Below are 3,958 nucleotides of genomic sequence, written 5' to 3'. Positions count from 1 at the left end.
GTTCCTGTATTCGCCCGACAAAACCATCCATGGCGATTTGATGGACTACGCCTACCACCAGCGGGGTGCACTGGCCTATGTGGTGGAGCTCTGGGACGTCTTCAAGCAGGTGGGCATCGCCCCGAAGAAGCCGTTCATGGACAACTACATCAAACTGACGCGCAAGGACATGCGCGCCTTGGTGAAGTTCGACCGCGAACACAACGCCGGGCGCATCTTCAAGCCCTGGCGTAAGTTCAACCATCCGCAGTTCGGTGAAGTGGAGTTGGCAGGCTTTGACCCCAGTGTCGGGATCATCAATCCGCCCCTCGAACGAATTGCGCAGACCTGCGACGCGCAAAGCGCTGCCTTCCTCAGAGTGGCTTCCTTGCTGCCCCAGCTGACACTGGAGGTGCTCCGCCAGACCCAGTTCGACACGCATGTTTGCACTGAGGTACGCATTCGCAACGACGGGTACTTCGCGACCTATGGGCCGTCGTCGGCGAAGGCACTCCCTCATGCGGAGCGGCTGCGGCTAACGGTCAAGGCTGAGGGAGCGCAGGTCCTGTCGCCCACCGCGCCGCAGATCGACATCGGTCATTTGGAGGGCTGGGGCGGTGGCCTCTACGGCCGCGCCAGCGGCTTCGAGCCTTGGACTCGCGGCAACGACGGCGAGCGGGTCGTCTCGGTGATTACCGCCGGCAGCGGCGGGCTGTTCATCGAGGTCCAAAGCTGTCGTGTCGGCACCTTCAAGCTTGAGGTTCGCGTGCCATGACGCCAGCGCCCGTCGCTGGCTCCCGCACGGAATCTTGCGGATCACACGCCATACCTTGGCAGGCAATTCCACCCCTTTTTGAGACGTCAACATGAGCAAGCCACTGGATCCGTCACGACACCTCGCCAACTCGCGCACCTTGGTCGCTCGTGCGGCGGCGGTGGTTTGCTTTGGCACTTGCCTGCCGGTGATGGCATTGGCGCAAGCCCAGGCCCAGGCCGAACCGGCGGAGCAGAGCGCCGGCGTGCTGGAAAAGGACAAGCCGGGTGACGGTGCAAAAGAAAGAAACCAACTGCAGGCGGTTGTCGTCACGGCCAACCGCCGTAAAGAGATGGCTCGAGATGTCCCGCTGCAAATCAACAGGCTGTCGGCGGACGAGCTCGAGCAATCGGGTGCCAAGGGCCTTGTGGACTACCTGGCTGGCTTRCCCGCCGTCGACGTGAAGACGCAGGGCGGGGCAGGCCTGGGGGCGATCAGCGTTCGGGGCGTTTCGACAGGTGACCAGACCATCGCGACAGTCGGCACCTACATTGATGACATCGCGGTCGGTTCCTACAGCCCCTTTGTGAGCGGCCCCATCAACGCCTTGGATATGGCTCTTCTGGACCTCAGCCATATCGAACTCCTGCGCGGCCCTCAGGGCACGCTGTATGGGGCAGGAGCCATGGGCGGCGTATTGAAGTACGTGACCAACGAGCCCAATACCAAGTCCTTTGAAGCTTGGGCGAGAGTGGCGGTGCAGTCCACCGATGGTGGCTCCCTGGGGCACACGGTCAGTGGACTCGTCAATGTGCCTGTGCAGTCTGGCGTCTCGGCAGTTCGTGTTGCTGCCTTTTCGGACAAGGATCCCGGCTATGTCACGGCCGTTGGCCCGGCAGGGGGGGCTGGCGTCAACAAGGGCGACTCACAAGGGATCCGGGTGGTGGGCCTCTTGGAGCCCAGCAAGGACTTCAAGTTGCGCTTGTCGGCGGTTGCGCAAGACTTGCATCGCGATGGGCTGGACTATGTCGACTACGACCCGGTGACGCGCACTCCGAAAACCAGCCCTTCGACGCGCAGCCTGGCCATGCGCGAGCCGTACACATCGAAGATCCGTGTCTATTCGGCGGAGTTGGAGGCAGATTTGGGCTTCGCGCGTCTGAACTCGACGACGTCAGCGCAGCGGATCGATTTGACCTCGGCCTTTGACACCACGCCGGTGTACGGGCCGCTGTTGTCGGAGCTGGCCGGCCTCAACGTGGCGTCGGTGCCGCAGAACGTCGCGACTGTGCTGAGGAAGACCACCCAGGAGTTCCGCTTGTCTTCGGATGCCAAGAAAGAGGTGTCCTGGCTCGGTGGCTTGTACTACGACCGCGAAACGGGCACCAATGACCAATCGATAAGCACGGTGATGCCTGACGGCTCCCAAGGCCCTGACATCATCCGGGCGTCGCTGCCGAGCAAGTTTGAGGAATTCGCCGCCTTCGCTGACGTCACCTGGAATCCGACAAGCCAGTGGAGCATCACGGGTGGCGCGCGGGTTTCGCGCAATCGCCAGACTTACCGCCAGGTCGGTGGAGGGCTCATCGCGGCGCCCACAGACTTGAGTTCTGAGTCCAGCGAGACCACTGCTACCTACCTGCTGACAGGCAAATACGCCCTTTCGCCAACGAGCAACGTCTACGTGCGGGCAGCCAGTGGTTATCGACCCGGCGGTCCCAATGTCGTCTTGCTGGATCCCGCCACTGGATTGCCTGCGGCGCCTGCCAGCTTCAAGAGTGATTCGCTGTGGAGCTATGAAGGCGGCTACAAGGCCGATCTGCTGGATCAGACCCTGTCGGTGCAGGCCACCGTTTACCAGATTCGCTGGCGCAATATTCAACAGTACTACGCTGTTCAGGGACTGAACCTCCTGACCAACGCTGGCAAGGCCAAGATCGATGGCGCTGAGGCGAGTCTGACCTTGCGGGTGTCACCAGACTGGACCGTAGCCACGAGCCTCGCTTACACCGATGGTCGGCTGACTGAATCCGGGCCCGGAATCGGCGTCGAGGGTGCACAACTGCCAAATCAGGCAAAGTGGTCTTTCGGCCTCAGCTCTCGATACGAGTTTTCCGTAGGTGAGCATCAAGGCTATGTGGGCGCGGCGGTGCGGGGCGTCGGTCATCGTGACGCGGGCTTTGCGGGCAGCGCTTCATTGCCGTCCTACCGGCTGCCGGGCTACGCGCTGGCGGATGCCCAGGCCGGCATGAAGATGGGCAGATTCGATCTCGGCCTGTCGATTCGGAATCTCTTTGACCGCAGAACCCAGATGAGCGCACAGACCAACTTCGTGCCATTGGGGTCGCCTGCATATGTGGTCGAGGCGCGACCGCGCACGGTCACGCTTTCCGTCACCGCGGCGTACTAGTTGAGGCTGCCATGAAGGTCGTGGACAGCATTGGCCTTGAGGCCGTTGGTAAGTCTAGGGCGAATGGACGTGCTTGGTTCACCTTGTCGATCCTCGTTCTCCTGACTTTGGTGGCCTCGCTGGATCGGCAGGTACTCACGCTGCTGGGAGAGCCTTTGCGACTCTCGTTGGGGCTCAGCGACACTCAACTTGGTGTTCTACAGGGCGTCGGCATCTCTTTGATCGCGGGGATGACCGCCCTTGCCGTGGGTTGGGCTGCCGATAGGTACGACGTGCGCAAGGTGCTTTTCGGTATCCTGGCCTTGTGGGGCACGGCAACCGTCGCCGGCGCGAACAGTCGTAGCTACGGCGCTCTCTTTCTCAGTTCTGCTGGCATGGGTCTCCTCGAGACGGCCATGGCGCCGATCGTGTATGCCTACATACCGCGAGCATTTCCCGAACGAACGCGGGCGCTGGCGAACAGTGTCTACGCCACTTTGAATCTCCTGCTGATCGGCGCAGGGATCGGCCTGGCAGGCGGTGTCGCCGGTGCGGCTTCAACGCTGGGCAGTTGGGGCTTGTACCCTTGGGTTGGGCTGGAGGAGTGGCGTGCCGCGCTGCTGCTGACGGCCGCAGTGGGTATCTCTTGTTCGTTCTTCCTTGTCTTCTTGAAGGCCGACAGACCACGGAAGGCTCACGAGACGGTCGCGTCGCCACCCATCTGGCCGTATTTGCGGCAGCACCGGCTTGCACTGTTCTGCGTGTTCTGCGCCTTTGGCTTGGGAAGCATGGGCTTGCAGGCCTTCACCACATGGGTGCCCGTGATCGCGGAGCGG

The 3,958-nt window shown here is 62.1% G+C and carries 3 protein-coding genes; all 3 read left to right on the top strand.

The features are described 5' to 3' along the window. The coding region (locus tag AC1DU6_RS22640) for a hypothetical protein (RefSeq protein ID WP_477859761.1) at positions 1-754 on the top strand (754 nt) is incomplete at its 5' end. Positions 755-845: 91 nt separating this feature from the next. Next, positions 846-3,143, top strand: coding sequence for a TonB-dependent receptor (locus AC1DU6_RS22635; protein ID WP_477859759.1), 2,298 nt, complete (start codon positions 846-848; stop codon positions 3,141-3,143). Between the two features lie 11 nt (positions 3,144-3,154). Continuing rightward, positions 3,155-3,958: MFS transporter (locus AC1DU6_RS22630; RefSeq protein WP_477859757.1), on the top strand; the 804-nt coding region annotated here is incomplete at its 3' end.

The organism is Roseateles sp. P5_B10, from assembly GCF_056400485.1.
Note: the sequence above shows the minus strand (reverse complement) of the source record. Positions and strands in the feature narration are given on the sequence as shown.